Annotated in this window: 26 protein-coding genes; 21 read left to right on the top strand and 5 right to left on the bottom strand. The window is 65.9% G+C overall.

Annotation, left to right across the window (positions count from 1 at the left end; genetic code table 11):
• Both ACLJQE_RS38730 and ACLJQE_RS38725 read right to left on the bottom strand, forming a co-directional pair.
• Positions 1-3,741: a tetratricopeptide repeat protein gene (locus ACLJQE_RS38730; protein ID WP_410644587.1), complete on the bottom strand. Its 3,741-nt coding sequence runs from the start codon at positions 3,739-3,741 to the stop codon at positions 1-3.
• 366 nt (positions 3,742-4,107) lie between these two features.
• A complete protein-coding gene (locus tag ACLJQE_RS38725; RefSeq protein WP_410644586.1) occupies positions 4,108-4,461 on the bottom strand; it encodes a hypothetical protein in 354 nt (117 codons plus the stop codon).
• A 227-nt stretch (positions 4,462-4,688) separates the two neighbouring features.
• Between ACLJQE_RS38725 and ACLJQE_RS38720 the strand changes: the two genes are divergently transcribed.
• The 15 genes from ACLJQE_RS38720 to ACLJQE_RS38650 all read left to right on the top strand — a co-directional run bounded on the left by ACLJQE_RS38720 (position 4,689) and on the right by ACLJQE_RS38650 (position 18,398).
• A complete protein-coding gene (locus ACLJQE_RS38720) occupies positions 4,689-5,030 on the top strand; it encodes a DUF6355 family natural product biosynthesis protein (RefSeq protein WP_410644585.1) in 342 nt (113 codons plus the stop codon).
• 95 nt (positions 5,031-5,125) lie between these two features.
• A complete protein-coding gene (locus ACLJQE_RS38715; RefSeq protein WP_410644584.1) occupies positions 5,126-5,704 on the top strand; it encodes a hypothetical protein in 579 nt (192 codons plus the stop codon).
• On the top strand, positions 5,698-6,579 hold the full coding sequence (locus tag ACLJQE_RS38710; protein ID WP_410644583.1) for a hypothetical protein: 882 nt from the start codon (positions 5,698-5,700) through the stop codon (positions 6,577-6,579). The genes ACLJQE_RS38715 and ACLJQE_RS38710 overlap by 7 nt, the downstream gene beginning before the upstream one ends.
• Entirely contained in the window at positions 6,576-7,226 is a 651-nt protein-coding gene (locus ACLJQE_RS38705; protein ID WP_410644582.1) for an SAF domain-containing protein, read from the top strand. The genes ACLJQE_RS38710 and ACLJQE_RS38705 overlap by 4 nt, the downstream gene beginning before the upstream one ends.
• 525 nt (positions 7,227-7,751) lie before the next feature.
• Complete coding sequence (locus ACLJQE_RS38700; protein WP_410644581.1) at positions 7,752-8,027, top strand: hypothetical protein; 276 nt, start codon at positions 7,752-7,754, stop codon at positions 8,025-8,027.
• Positions 8,017-9,369, top strand: coding sequence for a CpaF family protein (locus ACLJQE_RS38695; RefSeq protein ID WP_410644580.1), 1,353 nt, complete (start codon positions 8,017-8,019; stop codon positions 9,367-9,369). Before ACLJQE_RS38700 ends, ACLJQE_RS38695 begins: the two co-directional genes overlap by 11 nt.
• Positions 9,366-10,226, top strand: coding sequence for a type II secretion system F family protein (locus ACLJQE_RS38690; protein WP_410644579.1), 861 nt, complete (start codon positions 9,366-9,368; stop codon positions 10,224-10,226). The genes ACLJQE_RS38695 and ACLJQE_RS38690 overlap by 4 nt, the downstream gene beginning before the upstream one ends.
• Entirely contained in the window at positions 10,223-11,065 is an 843-nt protein-coding gene (locus ACLJQE_RS38685; RefSeq protein ID WP_410644578.1) for a type II secretion system protein, read from the top strand. Before ACLJQE_RS38690 ends, ACLJQE_RS38685 begins: the two co-directional genes overlap by 4 nt.
• 12 nt (positions 11,066-11,077) lie before the next feature.
• A complete protein-coding gene (locus ACLJQE_RS38680) occupies positions 11,078-11,272 on the top strand; it encodes a hypothetical protein (RefSeq protein ID WP_410644577.1) in 195 nt (64 codons plus the stop codon).
• The gene (locus ACLJQE_RS38675) at positions 11,272-11,643 is read left to right on the top strand and encodes a hypothetical protein (protein WP_410644576.1); all 372 of its coding nucleotides are present in this window, start codon (positions 11,272-11,274) and stop codon (positions 11,641-11,643) included. The genes ACLJQE_RS38680 and ACLJQE_RS38675 overlap by 1 nt, the downstream gene beginning before the upstream one ends.
• Positions 11,640-12,059 (top strand): hypothetical protein, encoded by a 420-nt coding sequence (locus ACLJQE_RS38670; RefSeq protein ID WP_410644575.1) that lies wholly within the window; start codon positions 11,640-11,642, stop codon positions 12,057-12,059. Before ACLJQE_RS38675 ends, ACLJQE_RS38670 begins: the two co-directional genes overlap by 4 nt.
• On the top strand, positions 12,056-12,460 hold the full coding sequence (locus ACLJQE_RS38665) for a pilus assembly protein TadG-related protein (RefSeq protein WP_410644573.1): 405 nt from the start codon (positions 12,056-12,058) through the stop codon (positions 12,458-12,460). Before ACLJQE_RS38670 ends, ACLJQE_RS38665 begins: the two co-directional genes overlap by 4 nt.
• 8 nt (positions 12,461-12,468) lie before the next feature.
• Positions 12,469-15,153 carry a LysM peptidoglycan-binding domain-containing protein gene (locus ACLJQE_RS38660; protein WP_410644572.1) on the top strand — a complete coding sequence of 895 codons (2,685 nt, stop codon included), beginning with the start codon at positions 12,469-12,471 and terminating at the stop codon, positions 15,151-15,153.
• Positions 15,154-15,718: 565 nt separating this feature from the next.
• Positions 15,719-17,551 carry a recombinase family protein gene (locus ACLJQE_RS38655; protein ID WP_410644571.1) on the top strand — a complete coding sequence of 611 codons (1,833 nt, stop codon included), beginning with the start codon at positions 15,719-15,721 and terminating at the stop codon, positions 17,549-17,551.
• 427 nt (positions 17,552-17,978) lie between these two features.
• Positions 17,979-18,398: a helix-turn-helix domain-containing protein gene (locus ACLJQE_RS38650; protein ID WP_410644570.1), complete on the top strand. Its 420-nt coding sequence runs from the start codon at positions 17,979-17,981 to the stop codon at positions 18,396-18,398.
• A gap of 5 nt (positions 18,399-18,403) precedes the next feature.
• On the opposite strand, the gene ACLJQE_RS38645 is transcribed toward ACLJQE_RS38650, so the two are convergent.
• From ACLJQE_RS38645 to ACLJQE_RS38635, 3 genes are all read right to left on the bottom strand, one after another.
• Complete coding sequence (locus ACLJQE_RS38645) at positions 18,404-18,880, bottom strand: hypothetical protein (RefSeq protein ID WP_410644569.1); 477 nt, start codon at positions 18,878-18,880, stop codon at positions 18,404-18,406.
• Positions 18,881-18,972: 92 nt separating this feature from the next.
• On the bottom strand, positions 18,973-19,932 hold the full coding sequence (locus ACLJQE_RS38640) for an NAD(P)-dependent oxidoreductase (protein WP_410644568.1): 960 nt from the start codon (positions 19,930-19,932) through the stop codon (positions 18,973-18,975).
• Complete coding sequence (locus ACLJQE_RS38635) at positions 19,929-20,789, bottom strand: GntR family transcriptional regulator (protein ID WP_410644567.1); 861 nt, start codon at positions 20,787-20,789, stop codon at positions 19,929-19,931. Before ACLJQE_RS38635 ends, ACLJQE_RS38640 begins: the two co-directional genes overlap by 4 nt.
• A 157-nt stretch (positions 20,790-20,946) precedes the next feature.
• On the opposite strand from ACLJQE_RS38635, the gene ACLJQE_RS38630 reads away from it, so the two are divergent.
• The 6 genes from ACLJQE_RS38630 to ACLJQE_RS38605 all read left to right on the top strand — a co-directional run bounded on the left by ACLJQE_RS38630 (position 20,947) and on the right by ACLJQE_RS38605 (position 25,338).
• Positions 20,947-21,276 (top strand): hypothetical protein, encoded by a 330-nt coding sequence (locus tag ACLJQE_RS38630; protein ID WP_410644566.1) that lies wholly within the window; start codon positions 20,947-20,949, stop codon positions 21,274-21,276.
• Positions 21,277-21,410: 134 nt separating this feature from the next.
• Entirely contained in the window at positions 21,411-21,641 is a 231-nt protein-coding gene (locus tag ACLJQE_RS38625; protein ID WP_410644565.1) for a hypothetical protein, read from the top strand.
• 1 nt (position 21,642) lies between these two features.
• Positions 21,643-21,960 carry a hypothetical protein gene (locus ACLJQE_RS38620; protein ID WP_410644564.1) on the top strand — a complete coding sequence of 106 codons (318 nt, stop codon included), beginning with the start codon at positions 21,643-21,645 and terminating at the stop codon, positions 21,958-21,960.
• On the top strand, positions 21,960-22,163 hold the full coding sequence (locus ACLJQE_RS38615; RefSeq protein ID WP_410644563.1) for a hypothetical protein: 204 nt from the start codon (positions 21,960-21,962) through the stop codon (positions 22,161-22,163). Before ACLJQE_RS38620 ends, ACLJQE_RS38615 begins: the two co-directional genes overlap by 1 nt.
• Entirely contained in the window at positions 22,163-23,056 is an 894-nt protein-coding gene (locus ACLJQE_RS38610; protein WP_410644562.1) for a hypothetical protein, read from the top strand. The genes ACLJQE_RS38615 and ACLJQE_RS38610 overlap by 1 nt, the downstream gene beginning before the upstream one ends.
• On the top strand, positions 23,056-25,338 hold the full coding sequence (locus ACLJQE_RS38605) for an FtsK/SpoIIIE domain-containing protein (protein ID WP_410644561.1): 2,283 nt from the start codon (positions 23,056-23,058) through the stop codon (positions 25,336-25,338). Before ACLJQE_RS38610 ends, ACLJQE_RS38605 begins: the two co-directional genes overlap by 1 nt.
• The last annotated feature ends 51 nt before the right edge of the window (positions 25,339-25,389 follow it).

Raw genomic sequence — 25,389 nt, 5'->3', positions numbered from 1 at the left:
CTAGTGCTGTCGTTGCAGTGCTAGGCGATCCAGTTCCTCTATGATTACTGTCATTGTATCTGGTTCAACTTGAATTACGTCTGGAGCCGCTTGGTGCCAGCTTGAGTTTCTTAAGGCTTCCGCAAGAGCCTGCACTCTGCGATGGCGAGCGCAATTTCGGGTTGCTTTGATTAGTAATTGGGACTGTATGTCGGAGTCGGGTATCGAACGTGTGACTGCTTCCGCGCGATCGGTTTCTTCAGCTTTGAATAGTGCGTCAGCTACGACGGAAAGGGCGTCTATCTGCCAGTCGCCGCCGGCAATGGAACGTGCTACTTCCTCGGCGTGGTCGAGTCTGTCTTGTCTGACCAACTCTTCGGTCAGAATATCTAACGCCAATCCCGAATCGCCGTGGTCGGTAATGGCGCGCGCGATTGCCTCGGCTTGATCGAGGAGCTTGTGCGGCTGGTCTCTTGATTTTGTTAGAGAAGTTGCCTCGGCAGCCCAAGTCAACGCTTGAACTTGTAGGACGGGGTCGGCGATAGATTGCACGATAGTATCGACGCTCCTCATATCGCAATTTTCGGCAACAGCTTTGATTAGTGGTTGAATGAGTAGTTCTAAGTCAGATGCGCTAGCCCGGGAGCGCGTTATAGAAATAACCTTCTGGACCAGATCTGCAAGGCGGTTATTGTTATTGGACTTGGCGAGTTTCCTGGCAATCGAGATCTGTGCGTGTGTTTGGCCAATGGGGTCGACGATTGAGCGCGCTAATCTCTCTGCATCTCTTGTCATGCCAGCCTCAATCATGGCCTCGATGGCAGTCGCGGCCGCAGTACTTTGCATCTCGCCCGGGCTCATGATTCGCGCAATTTGCGCAGCGGGTTCGAGATGCCTGATCCTAATAAAACCGACGAGTATTAGGGTTAGGAGTTCGTTGTGCTTAGATGGGTCATCGTAGCGCGAGAGGACCATATTTAGTGCGCGCTCGAGTGTCTCTTGTGAATGTGCACGCTTGCTCGATTTACTCATACCTTCGGCTAGTGATACAAGCATCTTCACTTGTTCACCATAATCGTCAGTTGATTTAATAAGTGATTCTGCTTGGGAAAGTAGTCCGACCTTGGCTAGCTTCTCGACAATTGATCCCAGTGCTTTCCCCCGGTAGCTTTGAATTGCAATACTGCGCGCCATCATCTCTGCCTGTGTGAGATCCCCTAGCTTGACCAGGACGTCAGCTATTGACACCTGCGCTCGTGCACGTATTTCTAAGTCGGCTATGCGGTCGACTTCAGTTTTCGTGCGGTCTATGACGGTGCGTGCCTGACTATGCAGGTTGGCGCTTGTTAGCTTGTCGGCGAGCGAAATCAGTTCTTTTGTCTCACGCTCAAGATTGTTGACTGATCGAGCGAGTTTCTCGCTGCGTTGAAGGACGTCGTTTGCGGCCTCGCGGTCGTTGATGATCGTCATGGCCCTGGCTACTGAAGTGAGTATCTGGGCTTGTTGGCTCGGGTCATCCGTGAGGTGCGCGATTTTTAGTGCGCGACTGAAGTCTCCAGATTTTGCAAACGCTCCAGCCAGTAGTTCTAGTATGTACATCTTCTCGGGGTCGGAAATAATGCGAATGGCGACGGATTCGGCGCGGAGCAGATTGCCAGTTTTGATCAAAGATGTTGCGATGGATGCCAGCATCTCGGATCGGCCGAACCTATTTTTGATGGAGTATGCGAGCGTCTCGGCGTGGTCGACTTGGTTAGTCTCGGCAAGTGCTTCGGCTACCGGTATGAGTGCCTGAACTCGATAGAAAAGACCGGGTATACCCATTGCGATTGCTTCGGCGCGATCGACATCATTTGATTTGAGGAAGGATCGGATGGCAAGTATAAGCGACTCTGCTCGCCAATCGGCATCCGGAACTAAACGCGCGACTGCTTCGGAGCGCGAACAATTGCCAATCGTCGCCAGAGTTTCGGCTACGGTCACCAGCATCTGTATGCGCTCGGGTCGAGGGGCTGCGTATGCGAGCGTCTCAGCGCGTTCTGTAATTTTGTTTAACTCGTTACTGTTGCCCGCAAAGGCGAGAGTGACGGCGATGGAAGCCAGTGCTTGCACTTGCTCGAAGGGGGCCGCAGAACCCGCGATGGTCTCGGCGCGTTCAAGGAGCTTGGATGCCTGTTTGTGCTTGCCGAACTCAATCAATGTCTTTGAGATAGTTGCAAGTAGCCGCACCTGGAAAACTGAGTAGTTGCTCGAAGCGGCTATTGCTTCTGCGTGCTCGATGTGGCCGGCTTTGCTGATTGCTTTGACTACCGAACCTAATGCTCTTGCTTTGCTGTTCGGATCGGTTATGGATTGTGCGATCGCTTCGGCGTGCTCTACTTCACCAACATGAATCAGATTATCGATCACCAATTCTAACCCTGACGGTTTTCCTGATGGCCAATGGATGGAACGTGCAAGGATCTCGGCTCGATCGATGTTGTCGAAATTAATCAATGCCTCAACGGCTGCGTACAAGACATCTGCGTGGTCTCCGGGTCTGGATGCGACGGCAGCGGCTGTAGCTTCGGCAGTGCCAAGTAGTTCTCTAATTTCTTCGGTGGCGCCATGCTGCTGCTTTAATGAGGCGGCCGCAAAAATCGATGCGTAGATTCGATCTTCAGGTTTGGGTATTGATTTAATGAGGGATTCGGCTCGTTTTATCTGGCCCAGTGCTGCCCAGGCGGCAGGCAGCTCTGTTGGAATGCTTCGGTTGCGAGCGAGAAGGTGATCTCGGTGGATAGAAAGGCGAATCATCTCAGCTAAAGCTGGCTCGGTTTGGTTCGCGATCATGCTTTGGGTTGCGGCGATTTCGGTCAGGATAAGTGCGTCGCCTCCTGACAAGCTGAGCATACGGTCCTGGCGGGCGATATCGGTAGCGCAGTCCGTCATTCTTCGCGCGTCGCCGGCCGCTTGAAGCATGTGGAAGTAGCCGTGAAGCAGATATTCTGGCGTTTCCGGCGGCCATTGTTTTTCCTGATACTGGCCAGCCCACGCGTGGATACGCTCGCGGTAACCGATCATGCGACGTTCGCCTAACATTTCCAAGGCTGTGACCTGAAGTTGCTCGTGGCCTAGCAGGAATACATTGGCTCCGTCAGGGCTAATGTGACTGTTGCGTACAGAGAAGGTCCGTCCGGTCACAGTCCGTAGATGGTCGTCGATGTCCCACGTTGACGATCCGGTTAGCTCCGCCAAGTCCGGCGAAGACAGTCCGCCGCCTGCTGCGGCGACCAGGCCGAGCAAGTCCTGCTCGGCGACTGTACTGCGCAACAGTCGCTTCAGTTCGCGTTCCATCGCTGTTCGCGTGGCTTGTGCCTTCGGCGAGGGTGCTAGCCGGTGGATGACCGACTGGTCATGTAGTGGGTGAAACGCTGGTACGTCGGTAGGGATCGGAGGATTCGGCCTACTGGCGACGATCGCACGCATCCCGGCTGGTAGTTCCGCAGGGAGAAGGGCGGCGATACTGTGTGAGTCTGAACTGTCGTGTTCCCCTCTGTCTTCATCGAGCCCGTCGACGAGGAGGAGAAACTGCTCGCCGCGACGATGGCAGCACTCGGCTGCTTCAGTAAGGAGGCCCAACAGGTGCGCCTCGCGCGTGGACTCGGTCATGAACGGAGGCATCGTCTCGCCAAGAAGGGCCAGCAGTTGCTCCATCACGTTGTCGATGAACGCATTTCGATCGTTCTGGCTCGCCAGTCGTGCCGTCACGAAAAACGACACAACTCTGACGTTGACAGGTGGGTTTAGCGCGAACCAAGACATTAGTGCCGACTTGCCTGACCATGCCCTGCCAATCCACCAGGAGTACTTGCCAGCCGTCTCGGGTGTGCAGCAAAACTCAGTCAGTTCAGCGAGTTCGGCGTCCCGTCCGACCAACTGAGGCGGAGCGATCCGCTTCACCTGCTCGCGATACCGCGTTCGCACGGGGGCCCCGGTCGCCAAGTTAACGTCACCGAGATGCACGCCGGAGTTGGCGTAGCCGCCAGGTGCAGTGGCCGTGCCACTGTCAGTGACAGTGTTCCGGCTCGGCTGTTCATTTGTCATTTGTTCAATCCAGAACTTTGTTGAGCGATGTCAAATGCGATGTCAATCCAGTTGGATGCCGGTGACCGCGTCCCCTCCTCCGGAAGCTTCGGCTCGGCCTGTGCGCTCCACGCATATGCGAGCGTCGAGGACGTTCGCCTTGCCGGAGATACCGGTGGTCGCTTTGCCGCCGGTGTCGGCCCTGGCTGGGCCGGTGTCGGACACAGTTGCCGACTTCGCGGCTGGCGGTGTGCGCACCGCGGCCCATACCGCGATGCCCACTGCTGCCAGTGCACCTAACGCCGACGTCATCGTCGCGATCTTGTTCACGTCGTCCCAGCGTGCGATCGCGAACCATGTTGTCAGCGCTGCCGCCAATCCACAGGTGACGACCAACGCGACACGCGCAGCACTCATAGTTTCCCCATCGTCGAGATTTGATCAACTGCAACGGCAAGCCCGATCCCACTCTAGTCCTGTCGTCCTCAACCGCCGACAGGCGGACTCAGGTGTTTGCGAAGAAGAGTGAACTTCAGCGGGAGCTCATAGGTACTCCAAAGTCCGTGTCATGCGCCGTTTGCAGTGCGTGGGGCCGCGGCCTGTAAACCGGTTTCATAGCAACATGGATCGGTTTGGAGGACGTAATGACGAATTCGCAATACCGTCGCCTGGCGAGGCGAGTTGCTGCAATGGGCTCGATCGCAATCGCCATGCTCGGCGCTGCGTTGACACCGGCCGCGGATGCCGCTGTCCACTTCGGTCTGGAGGGGGCGTGTGGGTATCAGGGCTGGGGTGAGTACCGGCATTGCGACGGTGGCACCGGTTCCACCGTCATGCTTGACGTCCAAGACATCTGGGGCAGCATCTACCGCTACTGCGTGGGGCCGGGTGTTACCGATCTTCAGCCGGTCATCAGATGGCGTGTCACCGGCGCCTGGTGGAACGGCGGCGTGGGCTGTGACCCCGGCTACTACGGGCCGGCGTGAAGCACACATTCGAGTGAACAGAACTGCGACGGCTCACGTCGTCGCGCTTGCCCGGTTTGATGAACCTGATCAACGGTCATCAGGAAGGTTGAACAATGGTGCAAAGCTGGTTCTCGGTTGCGGCGCTCATTCTTGTGTCGGCGGGTTTGGCGAGTTGTGCGGCAGAAACGCGTAAGGAGGCGCCGAGCGCGTCGCCTTCCGAGGTGTCGCTGCCGCCGGGTTCGAAGACCGCCCGGCCCGAGGATGAAGCAGCCCGAGCTGCGTTGGCCGCCTATGAGCTCTACTGGCAGATCAGTGAACAGGCCGGGCACGCGCCCCGCCAGAAGGACTGGCGGCCCGAGCTGGCGAAGGCCATGGCCGACCCGGCGTTGACCGACTACGTCAACGAGGTCGCCAACCTCGCTTCCGTTCCGGCGCACACCGTCGGCCGGTACGGGCGGGCGCCGAAGGTGACCTCGGTGTCGCTTGGCGAGCCACCACGGGTGGTTGTCACCGACTGCCTCGATGCCACCGACGAGCACCTCGTGAGCGACAAGGCCGGCGAGCCCGGCCGGAATCTCGACAACCCGGACCAGCCTCGGCGGTACGAGTTCGAAGCCCAGGTCGTCCGTTACCCGAACCCCGACCGCTGGCTGGTGCAGCAAGTCCAACCACGCTTGGAGAAACCATGCTGAAAGGAAGCTGCCTCCTGGCCGCCGGCCTGGTCGTTGCCGCCTTGCCTGCGACGGCGTACGGCCAGACCGGCCCCGGAGGATGCAAGTCGGCCGGCACCCGCGGGATGTGCTGGGTCGAGGCCACCGACCCCGGTCGGCCTGCCGACGGTGTGCCTCAGCGCGGCAACGGTCCGGCTCATCAGGCCGGCGGCCACGCCGCGGGTAAGCCGCAGTTCGCCTGCGTCGACCAGCCGTGGACGCCCCCGCCCGCGGGTGACCCGCTGTGGGGTGGCCACTCGCCGTCCGAAGGATCGTTGAAGCTGCTGATCTGCCAGGGCGGCGGAGCTCTGCAAGGCTGGCCACGGGTGGTGTTCGCGCCGAACGGACAGCCTGTCGTCGTGCCTCAGGTGTCGCCGGCCGAGCTGGCCGAACAGGCCATCTCGGCGATGGGGTTGTCGGCTCCGGACATCCGGCTCGCGCCACCAGCAGACTCCCCGCACGGTGCGACGATTGGCTTCCCGGTGTGGATGTGGACCGCCCGCCGCGAAGCGACCGTCGGTCCGATCACGCGGACCGCGAGCGCGGGTTCGATCACCGTGACCGCCACGGCGACGTTGGCCAAGATCGACTGGTCCATGGGCGACGGGGCATCGGTCAACTGCGCTGGGCCCGGCACCGAGTTCAGCGACGAACAGGCCGGACGGCCGTCACCGACCTGCGGTCACGTCTACCGCGGCCTCATCGCCGGGGGAGTGGCCGGCATCAACGCGACGAGCCGCTGGGAGATCCGCTGGTCCGGCGGCGGACAGAGCGCGTTCCGGACGATGACACTGACCTCGTCGGCTCGCCTGCCCGTCCGTGAGATCCGCACGCTGAACACCCGGGGCCCGCGATGACCACCCGGGTGCAGCAGCTGCGCGGAGTGCCTGACGCCCCGCCACCGGCGCCGGTTCCGCTCCGGCCGCCCCGGCGTCGCCGGTCGAAGCTGCTTGTCCTGCTCGGCGTGGTGCTGTCGGCGGTCTCGGCCGCGGGCATCGTCTGGATCTTCCGGGCGACCGACGACGCGGTAGCCGCGGTCGGCGTGGCCCGGCCGGTCCGATACGGCGAGACCATCACCGCGGAGGCGTTGCGTGAGGTCCAGGTCCGGCCTGACCCAGGTGTCCGGCCGTTGCCGTGGGAGCGGCGGTTCGACGTCGTCGGCCGGACGTCATCAACCGACTTCCAGCCGGGCGAGATCGTGACGCCGGACGCGGTGTCGGACTCGGCAACCGTGCCCAGCGCCGGGCAACAGCTGATCGGCGTTCCGGTGAAGCCGGGGCAGCTGCCCGCTGCGCCGTTGCAACCTCGCCAGCCGATTCTTCTCGTACCTGCCGGTTCCGAAGCGTGGCCGCCGGTTCGCGGTGCGGTGATCAGCGTGAGCGAACGCGACGCGACCTCGACGCAGGTGGTGGACGTCGTGGTGCCGGAAGCGAACGGTGTCCAGCTGGCCTCTCGAGCCTCGGCCGGCGGTGTCGCGATCGTCGTGCTGCCGAAGGGCCGGTGATCGACGTGCTGATCTCCTTCGTCTCCGTGAATGGCAGCCCAGGCGTCTCAATGGCTGCGCTGGCACTGACCTGGGTCTGGCCGCGCCATGCGGTGGTCGCCGAGTGCGACCCGACCGGTGGGCGCGCGCTCGGCGTGTTCGACCCGGATGGCAGCCACGGCCGGACCGGCGTCTTCGAGCTGATGCTGCAGGCACGGACCATGCCGCTGCACCGGGCGATGTCGAGCCAGCTGCTCGTCCTGCCGGACGGCACCGGTCGCCACCACCTGCTGGCCGGCGCAGGTTCTCCGCGGGAAGCCGACAGCCTGGATTGGCGACGGCTGACCTCGCTGTTCCTGGACTTGGAGACGGTCGACGTCCTGGCGGACTGCGGCCGGTTCCGCAGCCGGGCCACGCCGGCCGCGGTGCTGTCCGAGGCCGACCTCGTCGTAGCGGTCGTGCGCAACTCGCGGCTCGCTGCAGACCTTCGCGAAAGCCCTGGAGATCATCCGAGAGGAGCACGGCGTCTTCGACAACGAAGGGCTCGTGGTCCTGATCACCGATCCGGACCCGCGGACCCATCAGCGCTTTCCGCACGGCGAGATCGGGAAGGAACTCGGTCTGCACGTCGTCGGAGCGCTGCCCTGGGATCCGAACAGTGCGGCACAGTTCACCGACCTGCACCGGCCTGGCCGGAAGTTCGAGACGTCGCCACTGCTGACCCACGCGCGCCGAGCCGCGGACGAGATCGGCCGTCGCGCGATGGAGCGGATGAACTGGCTGCGGAAGCCGCCACCGGTGGTGAACGGCCATGTCCGTTGACGTCGCCGCGTTCGCGGGCATCGACGAGGTCGTCGACCGGGTACAGCAGCGGTTGGCTCCCCTGGTGCAGGAGAAGGTCGCGTCGGGGGAGCGGGACGAGCGCGCGATCGCGGAGATCCTGCTCGACGACGTCCTAGCGACGGTGATCAAGGAGTGGGCAGGCTCCGGGCGGCCGTTCCTCGACTTCGAGCAGGAGCAGACGGTCAGGTCGGCCGTGCTGGCGGAGATGTTCGGCCTCGGCCGGCTCGAGCCCCTGCTGGCCGACGACGAGGTCGAGAACATCGACATCATCGGCAGCGACCCGGTGTGGCTGTCCTACCACGACGGCCGCGTCGGCCGGGCACCACGGATCGCCGCGACCGACCAAGCCGTTGTCCAGTGGTTGCAGCGGATCGCCGCCCGGATGGGCCGCACCGAGCACACGATCAACGACGCCCGCCCGCTGCTCAACATGGAGCTTCCCGGCGGCGAACGCCTGGCCGCAGCCATCGGCGTCACCGACCGCCCGCACATCTCGATCCGACGGCACCGGCTGCCGACCGCGGGCCTGGAAGCGCTGCGACAGCGCAGCATGCTCTCGACCGCCCAGCTTGCGCTGCTGCGCGCAGCGGTTCGGGCGGAGAAGAACATCGTCATCTGCGGACGGCAGAAGGCCGGGAAGACGACGCTGCTGCGGGCGCTGTGCTGGGAGGTGCCGCCCACCGAGCGTTTCGCGACGCTGGAGACCGAGTTCGAGCTCGGCCTGCACCGCCGTCGTGACCGGTTCCCTGCGGTGGTCGCGTTCGAGGAGCGGGAGGGCAACACCGAGCGCTGGGAGAACGGCAGGCCGGTCGGCGGCGTCGACCTCCCGCGGCTGGTGTGGCAGTCGCTGCGGATGCACACCGCGCGCACGGTCGTCGGGGAAGTCCGCGGCGGCGAGATCGTCCCGATGCTCAACGCGCTCGCCGCCGGCGGCGCCGGATCGCTGTCCACCCTGCACGCGCGCAGCGCCGCCCAGGCCATCCACCGCATGGTCCTGCTCTGCCTGGAGACCAACGCGGCCTGGACGCCCGAGTTCGCCTACGAGGTCGTCGCCAACACTATCGACCTGATCGTCCACGTCGACCTGGTGCACGAGCCCGGCCGTCTCGATCGCCACATCGCCGAAGTCGTCGCTGTCGAGCCGGGGGAGTACGGGCGGCCAGCCCGCACCTTCCTCTTCGCCCAGGCGGAAGGCGGCCTTTCGGTGCCGACCGGGAACCTGCCGACCGACATCGAGGACTACGAGCGCGGCGGCTTCGACCGCAGCTGGCTGACGAGCAGCGGCGACGGCGGCTGGCTGACCGAGCGGAGCCCGCGATGACCGAGTTCATCCTGACGCTGGCCGGTGCGGGTGCCGGCCTGGGTCTCACCCTTGCCGTCCTCGGCATCCACGGTCTTGAGCCGAACGACGTGCCGGCGTTCCGGCGCGGCCGACGGTTCCTCGCCTGGTGGTCGGCCCGGCGGCGCAGCTCAGTGCGATGGTCGGTGGCCTGCGGTGTGGGCGCGCTCGTCTGGCTGGTCAGCTGCTGGCCGGTCGCCGGGATTGCCATTGCCGCAGCCGGCGTCTTCCTGCCGTGGCTGTTCGGCGCCGGCAAGCTCGCCACCGAGCGGATCGAGCGGCTGGAGGCGCTCGAGGACTGGCTGCGACGCCTCGCGGACGTCCTGCGCGCGGGCAACGCCGGTCTCGTCGGAGCCCTGCAGGGCTCCGCTCACGACGCGCCGCCTGCGATCAGCTCCGAGGTCACCACACTGGGGCAGCGCCTGCGCACCTGGGACGTCGCCGACGCCCTCCGGCAGTTCGCCGACGACCTCGACGACCAGATCGGCGACGCCGCCGCGGCCGGTCTCTGCGTCGCCCACCGGCAAGGCACCGGCACCGCTGAACTCCTGACCACCCTGGCCCGCCAGATCGCCATCGACGTCGCGGCGCGCCGGGACGCGGAGGCCGAACGGGCTCGCAGGCGGTCCGCCGCCCGGATCCTGCTCGGGCTCTGGGCCGTGATGTTCGTCGGCTTCGCCGCCTTCGGCAGTGACAGCTACACGTCGGTGTACAGCTCGGTCGGCGGGCAGCTGGTGCTCGCTGTGGTGCTGGGCGTTGTCGGCGTTGCGGTGGTGTGGCTGCGCCGGCTCGGCGTCGAGTCCCCGGCACCGCGGTTCCTTCCCCGGGAACGGCCATGAACCCCGAGGCGGCCCTGATCGTCCTGGCGATCACGGCGGCGATCGGCGTGACGCTGGTCGTGGCGGCCTTCGCACCGACGCGGCCGCGGCTCGCCGACGTGCTTCACGAGACGCCGCAGGGTTTACGCCATGTGCTCGTCGCGCGTGCGGATCGGATGAAGCTCATTGCGAACCCCGCTGATCTCGCGCTGGTCGGCCAGTCCAGGGAGCAATTCCTGGTCCAGCGGATCGGCTTGCTGCTCATCGGCGCCCTGTGGATCCCGGTCCTGACCGTCGTCCTGGCGTTGATCGGCGCCGCACCGCCGACGGTGCTGACCGGCGCAGCGTCCGTGGGATGCGCGTTCCTCGGGTGGCAGTTGCCGGTGATCGTGCTGAGGAGCAAGGTCAGGCATGCCCGGACGGCGTTCGCCGGCGCCCTGGCGGCCTATTGCCGGCTCGTCGCGCTGGGCCGGCTCGGCGACCGCGGGCCGGTCGAGGCGTTGCGCTACCCGGCCACGCTCGGCTCGGGCTGGGCGTTCCGACGGATCAGGCTGGCCATCGACGAAGCCACGCTGCGCGGCCGGATGCCCTGGGACGGCTTCGCCGAGCTGGCCGAGGAAACCGGTGTCCGCGAGCTGAAAGACATCGGGCACATCATCGCCAGCGCCGGCCAGGACGGCGCCAGCATCGTCGACACCCTCCGCGCCAAGGCCGCCGCCCTGGACGAGAAGCAGCTCGCCGAGCGCAAGACCGGCTCGTCGGTCCGCTCGGATCGCATGGACATGCCCGTCGCCCTGCTGGGTCTGGCGTTCATCGCCTTCCTCGCGTTCCCCGGCCTCTACCTGATGCTCCATACCTGAAGGGAGAAGTTCATGCTCGGCAAGATCACGTTCTGGTGGCTCTACTTCCAGACCCGCCTGAGCCAGTTCGTCGACGAGGGCGAACGCGGCGACGAGAACATCACCAAGGCCTTCTACGCGGCGCTCGGCATCACCGTCGCCACGCTGATCGGAGCCGGCATCACCGCCTTTGTCAATGGCAAGCTCCCGCTGATCGGCGGCCACTGATGCTGGCCGGTGAGCGCGGCGACGACAACGTCGCCGCGGCCGTCGTCTTCAGCGCCATCCTGCTGGTCGCCTGGGCGATCCTGCAGGTCGCCGTCGTGTTGCTCGGCCGTGGTGTCGCGCTCGAAGCCGCCCGCGACGGCGTCCACGCGGCACGGCTCCCGCCGGTGGACACCGCGGCCGCCGCCTTCGCCGCGGCTGGCTACGTCACCCGGGCCACCGGCTCGTGGCTGGACGCCGTCGCGGCGCATGCCGAAACCGACGGCCGCAACGTCGTCGTGACGGTCACGGGAGAAGCGGTGTCGCTGGTGCCATTCGCGCAGTTCCCGATCAGCCAGACGTCGTCCGGCCCGATCGAGGAGCTGCGGCCATGAAGTCGTCCGAGCGGGGCGACGTCACCATCGAGGCGGTCGTCGGCGTCCTCGCGCTCTTCCTGATCTTCGGACTCGGCCTGGTCGGCCTGCGGGTGCTCGTGGCCGATGCGGCCATCGACGACGCCGCTCGCTCGGCGGCTCGAGCGGCGTCGATCGCCCGCGACGGCCAGGCTGCTGCCGTTACGGCGGACCGGCGCGCCCGCGCGGTGCTTGCCGAGCAGAGGTTGGCGTGCAGCAGCCTGGACGTGGCCGTCGACGCCCGTGACTTCGCCAAGTCGCTCGGAGAGACCGGATACGTCGTCGCGACCGTGACCTGCGTGGTGCCCCTCGTCGACCTGGCCCCGGGGATCGGCGGCTCGAAGACGCTTCGATCGCAGTTCCGCTCGCCGATCGACCGGTACGGAGCCCGATCATGAGATCGCTGCGCGGGGAACGTGGCTCGGCGTCGGTGCTGATCCTCGGCTTGAGCGTCGCGGTGCTGGTCGGCCTCGGGTTTGCCGTGGACGGGACCCGCAAGGGCCAGGCGTACTCCCAGGCCAGGTCGATAGCGGAAGAGGCCGCGCGTGCCGGAGGCCAAGCACTACGCGCCCACGCCTTGGCTGAGGGGACCGACGCGGACGTCGATCCTCAGCTGGCGGTGGTCGAGGCCCAGCACTACCTTGCCACGTCCGGTGCCGGCGGCACCGCGCGATGGGACGGCCGGCTTCTGATCGTCGAAACGACGATCACGAGGCCCACCGTCTTTCTCGGCTCGATCGGTATCCCCGCCTTCACCGTCCACGGCACCGGCACGGCCGTCGTGGTCTCCGCGGGATAGGAGGACCGATGCGTACGGCAAGCGCGATGCGTACGGCAAGGCTGTTCCTGGGCGTCACCACCATGGTCGTGATCACCGTGGCTCCGCTCGCGGCGTTGTGGCAGTTCCGATCCGTCTATATGCCCGACCACGTACCCACCGTCGGCGAGGCAGTCGCTTGGCTCACGAGCGAGGACAACGGCCGGCTTTTCCTCTTGCTCTTGGTTGCGGCGGGCCTCGTCGCGTGGCTGCAACTCGTCGCCGCGATCGTCTTGGAGGTGCTCGCCCGTCTCCGCGGGACGACCGTTCCTCGCCTGCCCGGCTTCGGTTGGGCCCAGCGCATCGCCGCGGCCCTGTTGCTGGTCATGCTCACCGGCACGGCGGCCGAAGCCGCTCAACCGCCGGACGGCGACGAAGCCCGGCCCACGCACGTCGTCGTCCCCGGTGACAGCCTGACGAGGATCGCTGCCGGCGAACTCGGCAGTCCTTCGCGCTACCGCGAGGTCTTCGATCTCAACCGCGGCATCACGCAACCCGACGGCCGATCCCTGCAGAACCCAGGCCTGATCCTGCCAGGTTGGACGCTGCAACTGCCGGACGACAGCCACGCTGACTGTGAGGAGATCGTCGTCCGCCCCGGCCAGACGCTGTCCCAGATCGCCCGCGAGAAACTCGGCGACGCCGGACGTTATCGCGAGATCTTCGATCTCAACCGCGGCCGACCCCAGCTCAGCGGACACCAGTTGGACGACCCCGACACGATCCGCCCAGGCGATGTCCTGCGGATACCCCGCCCGCCGAGACCCGACGCCGGCGGCGGTGCAGCTCCGGCTACCGCGGCCTTCCTCCGCACTCCGGAGTCCTGCCAGCCTCCCGAACCAACCCCGATTCCTCCCAGCCAGCCAGCGAAGCCGCTGCCCAGCGTCCGAATCCCACCCACGTCAGGCCATCCCTCGAGCGTGGCCACACCACCCGTCGACACTGACAACGGGCTACCGATCGCGCTGGCCAGCATCGGTGGTCTTCTCGCCGCGGGCCTGCTAACGCTGCTGGCAACCCGACGACGACGCGCTCAGCAACGCCGACGTCCCGGTCACCGCATCCGGAACAAGCCGCCGGGCAAGTTCGAGAAGGTCCTCCATACCGCCGCACGACCCGCCACCGTCGACGAGCTCGACCAAGCGCTGCGAACTCTCGCGCGAAATGCGGGCGACGAGTTGCCGAACCTGCAAGCGATCAGAGTCGGATCTGACGGGATCAAACTCCAGCTGAGGAAGGGGAGCAAGCCGCTCGAACCGTTCGTCAAGACCGGAATGGCCGAGTGGCAGCTGGATCCGTCGACGAAACTCGATGGCGGCGGCGAACCGCCGCCGTACCCGACGCTGGCGTCGCTCGGCCACACCGCCGGTCGCGACCTCGTGCTGATCGACCTGCGCGAAGCCGGCGTCCTCACCCTCGGCGGAAACCGCGACGCAATCGAGGCCGTCGTCCTCGCGATGGCCTGGGACCTCGTGGCGGCCCCATGGGCGGCGGGAACGCAGATCACGCTGGTAGGTGCTGGGAAGACGTCGGCCGAACGCCACCCGGATCGATTGCGGTACGCGTCAGATTGGGATGAAGCCATCGACTCGCTGGAGCCACGGGCCGGACAGCCTAACCTGATGCTGTCGGTCCTCCCGTTGAGCGAGGACATCGTGCAACGGCTCCCGTACGACCGGCTCGACGCAGTCGTAACGGCTCGCGGCGAAGGCGTCCGGCTGCCGAGTGCGTGGCACCTCGACGTCGGCAGTCAGCGCACCACCGTGGAAGCGCTGGGCGAAGAGGTCGAGCTGCAGAGGCTTACGCCGGCCCAGGTCGACGAACTCGTAGTCGCACTCGCCGAGGCCGACGAGCCGGTCCAGGTTCCGGCCGACGACTACCGTAACGTCCCGCTCGACGAGAGCGGTGCACCGGTTCAGGCTGCGGCCGCGGCGATGCCTTCTCTCCAGGTGCTGGGCCCGGTCCGCTTGCACGGGGCCGACCCGCAGGCCGTCGAGGGCAAGAAGCTCAACCGCCTGACCGAGCTGGCAGCTTTCCTGGCCCTGCACCCCGGCGTGACGGCCGACGAGATCTCCCGCCAGCTCGGCACCGATGCCCAACCCTGGTCAGCAGCTACTCGGCAGGGCTACATCTCGCGGCTTCGAACCTGGCTCGGCCGCGACGAGAACGGCGAGCTGTACGTCCCGAACGTCGACGCACGTCACGGCGGCTACCGGGTGTCCTGCTCATTCACCACCGACTGGGAGACCTTCCGAGACCTCGCGCGCCGCGGTCTCGCCGGGCGAGACGCCGTGGTCTCGGATCTGCAGCAGGCACTGGACCTGGTCCAGGGGACACCCTTCAGCAACGTTCCGCCTGGCAGGTACGCGTGGAGCTCGTGGCTCCAGCGGGAGATGACCGACGCGATCGTCGACGTCGCCCACACCCTCGCTGAGGTGCACCAGAAGGCTGGTGACCTGCCCTCTGCGCGCCGGGCGGCGATGCGTGGACTGCAAGCCGAGCCGGTGAGCGAGATCCTCTACCGAGACCTGCTTCGGATCGAGTACCGAGCGGGCAATCTCGCCGCAGTCCGCCGGACGGCAGACAAGCTCGCCGCCTTGGCCGCCTCGCTGGACGTGGAGCTCGACCAGGAGACCAGCGCGTTGGTGAGCATGCTCCTGGCCAGCCGCCCGTGACGCGGGGCAAGTGTCCGGAAATTCAATCCGGTAAGCGGACATCATAGCGGAACTGAATTGTTCCTGCAGCAGTTCTGCTTGTCTCGCTGAGGGTGCCTCTTAGTGGTGTATGTCGAGACGGGGAGATAAAGAATCTCGCCGCTCTCGGGCTCGGGTCTCGCAGGGTCTCGGTGAGTGAATTGACTGTCTCGGCAGGGGAACAGGGCGTCGATCACGCCTCGACTTCGGGCATGATGCCGCGACGCAGTGGTTCTGAATGGTGTTACCATCAGGATCGCTCGCGCGGCGATGAATGCCATTTCTCCGGTCGCGTCGAGCTTGTTCACGGGGCAAGCGCGCACAACTTGCGCACCCGGCTTGCTCACGCATCGGCAGATCTCCTCCGGTGGGCCGCCGATGCGTCGGCCGCTCAATCCGTCGAGGATGCCTGACTCGCCATGACTTCATCCGATCGTGTGATCATCAATCCGCCGGCTCCCAGCTTAGATGGCTACGGCCAACGAGATCGCCTTGCCGGAGTCTCGGGACCGTCGGGGCTCTCCGACCACGCTGTCTCGCCCTGGGCATGCCCCTGGCCCTCCTGCGCGACGAGGTTCGCGTCGCTTTCCTGGGACGAACCTCCACAGAGGAGCAACAGGATCCTCGGCAGTCGATCCTGCGCCAACTGGGGAACAGCAAGACGGCCTTGCCCGAATCCTGGGTCATCGTCGCGCACTTCTACGACGTCGAGTCCGGCCGGATGGAACTCGACCGTCGCGGTCGCGGCGATCACTATGAGCGCTTCGACATCCCCATCGCCCGCGACGGCGGCATCGCGGACCTCCTCGCCGAGGCTGCGAGACGGGACCGCCGGTTCGACGTCGTCATCTGCGAGAGCATCGCGCGAGTCGCACGCCGGGCCTACGAGGGGCTCTCGGTCGAGCGAGACCTTGAGAAATACGAGGTCTCGCTGTTCGCGGCGAACGAGACCATCAGCGTCTCGGGCAGCCGGGCCCAGCGGATCCTGCAGCGTCGGATCAACCAGTCCGTCGCTGAGTACGAAGTTCTGAACACCCTTGAGCAGTCCTGGGGCGGTACCTGCACTCATGTCCGCGAAGGCTGGAACATCGGCAAGCCCTGCTACGGCTACAAGGCCAAGATCTTCCGGCATCCTAATCCGGCGAAAGCCGCGAAGGGGATCACCAAAACCCGTCTCGAGCCCGACGGTGCTCGGGGTGAGACTGTGACGCAGATCGCAGCCTGGACGTACTACGACGGCTTGGGTGGCGACGCGGTCGCCAAGCTCCTCAACCAGGACTTGACGAAGCACCCGCCACCCGTCCCGCCGGGACCGGAGCGAGCCCGCGGGGCATGGAGCCGGTCCAGCGTCTACGACATCCTCCGCAATCCCAAGTACACCGGTTACCAGGTCTACAACCGGCGCGCCACGCGGTCGCGCCGAGGCAAGGTCAACGACCCGGTGAAGTGGGTCTGGTCGCTCGAACCGGCCCACGAGCCGCTGATCCCGAAGTGGATGTACGACGAGCTCGTCGCCCGCAGGCAGACTAAGAAGGGATCCAGAGCCGGCGGCGACCGCAACGTCCACCCGCAGACCAAGCGTTCCTACTTGTTCCGCGGGATGGTGTTCTGCTCCTGCGGGCGCCGGATGATCGGCGTTCCCCGGCACGGCAGGTCCTACTACCTGTGCCGACCGAGCAACACGAACCGAGGACGCCCGGACAAGTACCTCGGCCACGAGAAGGCGCTGTATTTCCGCGAGGACGCTGTCCTCGACGCCGTCTCTCGGTTCTTCGCCGACCGCGTCTTCAGTCTGGACCGTCGGGCGGTGCTCGAGAGCGAGCTGGCGGGCGTCGACGACCAGGCGGCGCGCGATCGGGAGGCAGATGCCCAGAGGCTTGACAAGGTGCTAAGCGAGCTCACGAAGAAGCAGAACTCGATCCTGCAGCAGGCGGCCGACGGCGACCCTGACGACCCGTTCACGAAGGCGCTGCGAGGGCGTTACAACGACCTGGAGAAGCAACGGACGGATGTGGCGAGTGCACTTGCGGATCTCGGTCGGTCCGGCGGAGCTGACCCTGGCGTGCCGACTGTCGAGGAGAGGGACCTGATTGACGCGCTCCCGTACCTCGCGCTGAACCTGGCGCAGGCGCCGGAGGATCTGCTGCGGACGCTGTTCGAGGTCACGCAGCTGGCCATCCGGATTGACGCCGACGGTGATCGTGCGACACTGGAGATCACACTTCCCGAAGACCAGCTGCCGGTGATCGCCGGCACAGCGGAAAGGATCACCGAGGAGATGTCCTCACAAGGAGCGCCCGCGGGGCGTGCTTGTGAGGTTGCTGTCTGTGCCCCCGGAGAGATTCGAACTCTCACTGGACGGGTTTTGAACGGATCTTGAAAGTTGGCTCGTGCCTGCGACCGTTCAGGTGTCTAGCGCAGGCCGGGGGGAGCGTGGGGGGTGGCACTGCCTGACGCGTTGCTAATGCGGCACTCGACTGGACGAGAGGCGTCAGTCGGGTTCGGCTTCCGACGTGCCTGTGACGTCCCGACTTTATCGCCCGCCACGGTGGTTGACACCGCTACTCAGCGTGTCGCTCACGCTAGGGACCGCTCTGGCGAGTAGGCTCCGACCATAAGTCTTATCTACGCCGACGGAGCCTACTCGCCAGAGCGGTCCCTACTGTATTTTCCCTGGTCAGGGCCTTGCTGGCAACTAAGCCTTGTGTTCAGATAGCGACGAACGTAGCATCTATGTTACGTTGTACTGAGTGAGTCTGAGCGGGCTCCAGAGCGGCGAGAGTTGGCCGGGAACAGGAGGACAGTCCATGGGTGCTGCACCGACGACTTTCTGGGACGACCTGGCCGAGGACCTGAAGGACCCGGAGTTCCTGCGAACCTACGTGGTTGAGAGTCTTCGAATCGAGACCATCAATCGTCTGGTTAACGAGCTGGACAAGGCGCGCGACGAGCTGGATATGTCAAAGGCTGCCTTGGCGCGGGCGATCAGTGCTGAGCCTGCGGTCGTGCGCCGGTTGCTTTCCGCGGGCCATCGGAACCCTACGATTGGTACCGTGGCTGAGGTGGCTGCAGCTCTTGGAATGCGCGTCACTCTTGAGCCGTTACCTCCCGAGGAAATCGCCCAAGTGACGGAGCCGCTCCACAGGGGTGTAAGTGACAATCCTGCGGAGTTGGCTAAGTCGATGCATGAGAAGCGAAATTCTGCACGGGAGCTGTGCGCTAGCTAGCTCAATCAGGCAAGCGACCGAGGATTGCGGCTCTTGTACTCCTCGCCAAGTGCTCGAATTTCGGCGTAGTCGGCTGGTGAGAGCGTAGTTTGGAAGGGCTTGTCTCGGCCGTCGATCACTACTAAGAGCGGCTTGTCCATGCCTTCGGCCTCGTAGTCGAGCAGGCAGTATAGGCGGTAGTGACGACGGCCGCGACCGTCCTTTCTTGCTTCGTACCATCCTGTCATGTCGCCCTTCATTGCTTCCCAGTAGCCTCCGCCGGAGAAGCGCTTGGGTGGCGATGCGGCGACGTTTGCCAAAACGGCCTTCAAGGTCGCACGAACGGGCGTGGGGCAAGTCGAATTCAAGAAGTCGCGGCCTGGGGCTGACTCGTTCTCGTCGTCGTCGCGATGGCGCTTGAAGTAGACGACGTCGTGAAAGTCATCTGGACTGGGGCCGGTTCGCGGTATCGCCGTCTTCTTGGGCTTCTGCCTTGCGTTCACTCCCTAATGATACTGGCCAGCAGCCCGAACATGTCCGAACGACGCGCTGCGTGGGTGGCGAAGAATTGATCCAGATGAAGTCGCTGTCAGGTTCAAACAACGTCACGTTCGGGTGAGATCAATTTTCTATCGGCTGCGTTCGTCGGAGTCTGACCAGTCATAAAGGTTCTGACCTGCTCGACGGCGACGGCGTAGCAGAGCGCGTTGGTTCCTGGCACTGTGCGGGCGGAATGTGGGCTGATGATGGCACCCTGGCAAGACCAAAGCGGGTGGTCCTCGGGAAGGGGCTCCGGCTCTGTAACGTCGAGCGCAGCGCGCAAACGCCCCGATTGCACTTCAGTCGCTAGCGCCTCTGTGTCTACGATCTTGCCGCGCCCGGCATTGATGAGCAGTGCGCCGTCATCCATGGCCGCAAGGAAGTCTCTGTCGACCAAGTTTCGGGTCTTGTCGTTCAGTGGAGCGGTGATCACCACGATGTGGTGCCCTTTAATAAGGCCCGAGATCTCAGACGCTGCGTGGACTCCGCCTCGGCTCGTGTTGGCAACGAGAGTGGACTCCGTGCCGAAGGCTGCGAACAGCCGTGCGACGGCTGAGCCAATGCTGCCCGCTCCGACAATAAGGGCCCGCTTGCCGTGAAGCGTGTCAGCGTCGAACTTGCGATGTGCCCACGTGTGCTCGTCTTGGAACCGCACCAGCGCCGGCCACTGGCGGTACTGGGTCAGCGCGGCGGACAGCACCCATTCGGAGACCGGTCCGGCGTGTGCTCCCCGTGCGCCGGCGAGGACGACGCCGTCCGGGACATCGTTCGCCCACTCGTCCGTGCCAGCCGCCGTGAGCTGGACCATCCGGAGGTTGGTCATCTGCGCCATCAACGGCATGGGGCGGTTGGTGCCTCGGTAGGGCGGTACGAAGATCTCAGCCTGACGCTGACGCTCGTCCAGGGTCGTGGTCGTGGGGTCGTAGGGGATGACATCAACCGAGTCGAGCTGGCTGAACAGTTCCTGACCAACCAGGTCGTCCGTCTCGTTGCTCACGAGGATGCGCGTTGTCACTGCTGCTCTGCGTCCTTGCTCAGCAGGGAGCTGACGAGGCCCCTTGCCTGGTCCTGGAGGGGCTTGCTGGATGCAGAGTTGTCGATGACGACGTGGGGAGCGGGCGGCCGTAACTCGAGGTCGATGCCAGCGATGTAGTCGTCCCAGTTGGCGAGCTTCGTGGCATCGCGCGCGGCGCCGCGATGGCGGACGTACGTGTGCATCGTGTCCGCGTCGCAGTAGACCCAGGCGAAGGAGACCTTGGCGCCCATCGCCGCGCAGGTCGCCTGGATTCGTTCCGCCCACGCCGGGTCGGAGAACTCCTTGACGAATGGCGCGGTCACGATCGCGCTGTTGCCGCACTGGACGTTCTCCGTCATCGCGCTGATCAGCGCCTCGTACTCGCGCGGCCGGATCTTGTTGACGTACAAGTCGGACTCGCGGTCGTTGGGCGAGAGCCCGAGCAGTTCCAGGGCAGCTTCGACCACGGGTCGGGTCAAGGTGTCCTTGTCGAGCATTGGCCAGCCGGTCTCACGGGCGACGATGCGGCCAAGTTCCGTCTTGCCGCTGCCGGCGTAGCCGCCGACCACCAGGACTTGGGGTGAGCTCGGCTTGGGGCGCGCCTCTGCGGTCACGTGCGGCGCATTCACGACACGGCCGGCGCGCGGCTTGCTGGTGATGAGCCCCTCCTTGATCAGCACGTCCATCGCTTCGTTGATTGTGAACGCGCTGACGTTCCACTCGCCAGCGAGCTCGCGAGTCGACGGCAGCGGCTGACCGTCGCGGAGACGGCCGGACTCGATGTCGTTCCGGATGTTGCGGGCAACTTGCTGGTGCAGCGGTTCGGACCGCTGAACTCCAGAGCGCGGCCGAGACATCAGAGCAGCTCCTTCGGTTCGCCGTGAGACCAACCATCTGGATGGTCAACGGATCAGACCATACCAGATGACTGGCGCTATTCGTGCTGCTCACAGCTTCGGCGCTACTCCATTCGAGTCAATCAGTTGACTGGTAAAAAAACCAACTGTTAGGTTCATGGTGTTCCACAACACACCACCCGAAGGGAACATCATGAAGTCCGCACACATCACCGACCGAGTTGTCCGGACCGCCGCTGACGGCTTTGCCGCCGGTCAGGGCTACTGCCCGGATGGCCTGGACGAGTCGGCGATTGACGCGCTGATCGCTGAGGTCGACCAGGACTTGGCTGCCGCGACAACGGTGGCGCAGACGCGTACTCGCCACACCTTCACCGACGCGCAGCACGCCCACCGGACGCGCCGGCGGACGGACCGCGCCACGTTGCGGGTGCTGCCGGTGCGCCTGGATGCCGCTACGTCGGCACCGGAGGGCGAGGCCGCATGACCGTTCGACTCGGCTTTCCCGCCACTCTCGCCGCATTTGGCCCCGACACGGCGGCTCATCCCGCCAAGAACGCGCACGCCGCGTCGGGTCTCCCGATCAACCACCACGCAGGTAGCTACTCGGAGAGGTCTCCCATGGTAAGCACCCTGACTCCCCGCGCGATCGAGCGTTTGGCGATCCGCCGGTTCACCGACACCGGCCGATCGTGGGCCAAGGCTCCGGCTGCCACGCGCAGTACCTGGCTCGCCGAGGTCGAGCCGGTCATCCGCGCCGAACACGGCATCGCGCTGGACGCGGTGTGGCACGGCGGTGGCTGGCAGGCACCCGGCCAGTCCGACCTCTTCGACGTCTCGGAGGTGGCCTGAGATGTCCACGCAGATGGTGATGATCCTCGGTGGTCTCGCGCTGGTTGGCGTGTTCTCTGTGTGGCGCTCCGGCCGCAAGTCCGCGATCCGGGCCCAGAAAGGCGTTCGCGAGGTCACCCGCATGACGGGCAACACGATCCGCCTGGTCCTGGCCACGGCGATCATCGCGTTCGTCCAGTGGCTGGTGATCGTGAAGATCCAGAACACCACCGCCACCTGGATCGCGCTGGTCGTCCCGGCGCTGCTGGCCGCCGCCACGATCGTGCGGCTGATGGCCATCACCGAAATCGTCCACACCACCCGTGGGGGTCGTCGCTGATGTTCGGCAAGAAGAAGTCCGAAGAGGACGCCATCGACGCCGCCGTGGTCCACGTGCTGCTGTCCGGCATGCGACCCGAGCACCGTCAGGGCGTGCTCTCGCAGCTCAACGACAACGACCGCCGCCAGGTCCTCAACGCGGAACTGGAAGGCCGCAAGGACCAGTGGGAACGCAAGAACGGCACGGAATGGGGGCAGAGCTGATGAGTACGGAAACCCTGGCTCCGCAGGACGCGAAGCACCAGCCGCTCACGGAGGCGGCCAAGCTCGCCCAGGACGCCGCCACCGCCGCGCAGGTCCGGCGGCTGGCCAACCACCCGGACGTGGTGGCGCTGCGGGTGGAGAAGGTCCGCACCCAGATCGACGCGGTGATCTGGCTCGGGATCTTCCTCGGCCTGGCCTTCACCATGGTCAACGTCCAGTCCTTCGCCGCCGCCGGCGCGGCCACCTGGTCACTCGGCTGGCTGGCCGGGTGGCTGCTGGACCCCATGGTGTCGCTCGTGCTCGTGGCGGTGCTGCGGGCGGAGCAGGTGACCGCCCGGTACCAGGTCGACACCGGCCGGTGGGCGCATCGGACGAAGTGGTTCGCGTTCCTGGCCACCTACGTCATGAACACCTGGGAGTCCTGGACGCACTTCGACGTGGCCGGGGTCGTGCTGCACTCGGTGCCGCCGGTGCTGGTGTTCCTCGCGGCGGAGACCGCGCCAGTGCTGCGGGACAAGCTCACCGAAGCCGTCATGGCCGCCGCCGGCACGGCGTTCACGGGAGAGCAGCCGGCCGCCGTGCCCGCCGCACCGGCGGAGGACAGCGCGGGGGAGACACCCGCTCCGGCTACCCGGCCGCGTCGCCGTCCGGCCCGCAAGCCGGCCGCGAAGCCCGCTCGGAAGCTGCGCGGGGACTACCTCACCGACGCCCGCGCCGCGTGGGCACCGGGCATCGAGATCACCCCCGCGTGGGTCCGGTCGGTCTGCCCGGAGATCTCGCGCGGTACCAGCAAGAACGTCGCTGACGACCTGATCGCCGAAACCACCGCCCCGGCTGCCCTGCCGGTGCCCGCCGACCAGTCCGTGACCGTCGACCAGGAGGAGGCCGCCTGATGTCCACCACCGCCGACCACACCCCCGAGTCCGTGAACGGACCCGACCCCGAAGGGCCCCACGTCGTGAACAGCACGCCCGACCCGTCCACGAACACCCCGGCCGACGCTCCCGTGAACGCCACTGGCGACGACGCAGTGAACACCGACCCGGCCGCCACCGACACGGCCACGACGCGAGCCGGGAACGTCGTCCCGATCCGCCCGGACACCGCCCGCACGCCTGAGGAGATCCCGGAGCAGGACCGGCCCGCCGCCGACGACGACGCGGAGCCGGGCACGGTCGTGCGGCTGGTCGACCCGCCCGCGACGAAGGCGACGTGGTGGGAGGCCGCCGGCAACGCCACCGCCCGGCCGCTGGTCGCGCGCTGGCTGACCTCGGCGGAGGAGTTCAAGTCGCGGGCCCGGTTCCTGGTCCGCTACGCCGCCCACACCACCGCGTTCCACGCGCTGCGGGTGCCGGTCTACGTGCCGACCGCGTTCCTGCGCTCGTTCGGCGCGACCGGCCGCCTGGTCGCCCGGCTGCGCGCGTGGGTGTACGACGCGGAGTCCCACCCGGTCCGCATGAACGCCCGCGACCGCGCCGACGCGGAGCTATACATGAAGCTGCGGGAGATCCGCAACGAGACCGTGCGCCGCCGCATGGGCCCGGTGATGGTCGGCGTGGTCGTGCTGCTGGCCATCGTCTACCTGTGCATCACGTTCGTCACGCCGTTCTGGAACTGGACGGCGTTGGTGGTCGCGATGACGCTCGTGGGCTGGTGGGGTGCCCCGGCGGACAAGCCGGTCGCCGGCCGCGCCGTGGATTCGGTCAAGACCCCGAAGCTGACGTCGTCGATGATCGAGGACGCGCTCTGCTCTCTCGGCATCGGTGGCCTGAACCAGGCCTACGCCAAGGGCAAGCGCATCGAGTTCCCGAACCCGATCGCCCGCGACGGCGACGGCTGGCGCGCGGACGTCGACCTCCCGTTGGGTGTCACGGCCGGCGACATCATCGCCAAGCGCGACGAGCTGTCCTCCGCGTTGCGCCGTCAGATCGGGTGCGTGTGGCCGGAAGGGGACGCGAAGGTCCACGAAGGACGGTTGGTGCTGTGGGTCGGAGACATCGACATGTCCAAGGCCAAGCAGAAGCCGTGGCCGCTGGCCAAGCCGGGCGCGACGGTCGACCTGTTCACCGCGCAGCCGTTCGGCACCGACCAGCGCGGCCGGTGGGTGCCCATCACGCTGATGTTCGCGTCCATGGTGATCGGCGCGGTCCCGCGCATGGGCAAGACCGTGACCTTGCGGGAACTGCTGCTGATCGCCGCCCTCGACCCCCGCGCGGTGCTCTACGCCTACGACCTCAAGGGCACCGGCGACCTTTCGCCGCTGGGGCAGTGCGCGCAGGCCTACGGCGTGGGCGATGACCCGGAGGACATCGAACGCATGGTGGTGGAGATGCGGGAGCTGCGCGAGGAGATGCGCCGCCGCACCAAGGTGATCCGCAACCTGCCGGAGTCGGTCTGTCCGGACAACAAGGTCACGCCGGAGCTGGCCGCGCGCAAGGACTTGCGGCTCGCGCCGATCGTGGTCGGGGTGGACGAGTGCCAGGTGTGGTTCGAGCACCCCGAGCACGGCGAGGAGCTGGAGGAGATCTGCACCGACCTGGTCAAGCGCGGCCCTGCCTTGGGGATCACGCTGATCCTGGCCACGCAGCGCCCGGACGCGAAGTCGCTGCCCACGGGCATCTCCGCCAACGCCATCCTCCGGTTCTGCCTCAAGGTGATGGGGCAGCAGGCGAACGACATGGTTCTCGGCACCAGCCAGTACAAGTCCGGGGTGCGCGCCACGATGTTCGCCCGCTCCGACCGGGGCATCGGCTACCTCGCCGGTGAGGGTGACGACGCGCAGATCGTGCGCAGCGTCTACAAGGACGCCACCGACGCCAAGAAGATCGCCGCCGGCGCCCGCGCACGTCGGGAAGCGCTGGGCAACATCACCGGCTACGCCGCCGGTGAGGCCGTCGACGTCGAGGCCGCGCGGCTGGACCCGCTGGCCGACACCATCGCCGTGTTCCAGCGCGGTGAGGACAAGCTCTGGTCCGACGCGATCGTGACTCGCCTGGCCGAGCTGCGGCCCGGCCAGTACCGGGGCTGGACCGCGCAGAACCTCGCCACCGCGCTCAAGCCCTACGGCGTCAAGCCCAAGCAGGTGTGGAGCACCGACCCCGACACCGGCAAGGGCGCCAACCGCAATGGCTACACCCGCGACGCCCTCACCACCGCCAAGAACAACCGAGCGTAACCAGACGTCGAGGCTAGGGGCGGTGCGCGTCCTAGACCGGACCGCCCCTAG

Origin of the sequence: Amycolatopsis sp. lyj-346 (assembly GCF_046548975.1) — a bacterium.
Taxonomy (GTDB): domain Bacteria; phylum Actinomycetota; class Actinomycetes; order Mycobacteriales; family Pseudonocardiaceae; genus Amycolatopsis.
This window is presented reverse-complemented; position numbering and strand designations above follow the sequence as displayed.